This is a genomic window from Shewanella sp. A22, from assembly GCF_053850585.1.
Window position 1 is genome coordinate 1 of sequence record NZ_JBSQBN010000269.1, and the last position, 538, is coordinate 538.

Annotated in this window: 1 protein-coding gene; it reads left to right on the forward strand. The window is 41.1% G+C overall.

Features of this window, described 5'->3' with window-relative positions; genetic code table 11:
- On the forward strand, positions 1–538 hold a 538-nt coding region (locus ACWXWT_RS20640; protein ID WP_456043423.1), incomplete at both ends, for an IS3 family transposase.

Below are 538 nucleotides of genomic sequence, written 5' to 3' on the forward strand. Positions count from 1 at the left end.
GTATTACGTTTGGCTTAAAAGGCCTGGTGAGCTTATCACTGCTGACACTCTAGAATTATTTCGTCGAGCTAAAGCATTATTCAAGGCCAGTAGAAACAGCCTAGGTAGCAGAGAGTTAGCTAAAGTATTACGCAAAGAAGGGTTTAGTATTACACGTTATCGCACTATTAAGTTAATGGCGCGATTGAAACTGGTGGTAACGCAACGTCTGGCTTATAAAGTCACCACAAAGCGTAAACACTGTGATAGCGTGGCTGATAATTTACTTAATATGAATTTTAATCCTGTTGGGCCAAACCAAGTCTGGGCAGGCGATGTGAGCTATCTTAAAACAGGCGAAGGTTGGCTATATCTTGCCGTTGTAATGGATTTGTATTCTCGCAGAATCGTCGGCTGGCATATATCTAAGCGCATGACGAGAAGTTTAGTGGAGAAAGCATTTTTGAAGGCTTACAACTTGCGAAAACCACCTAAAGGCTTAGTATTTCATAGCGATAGAGGTTCGCAATATACTAGTAAAGGGTATCGACGTTTATTA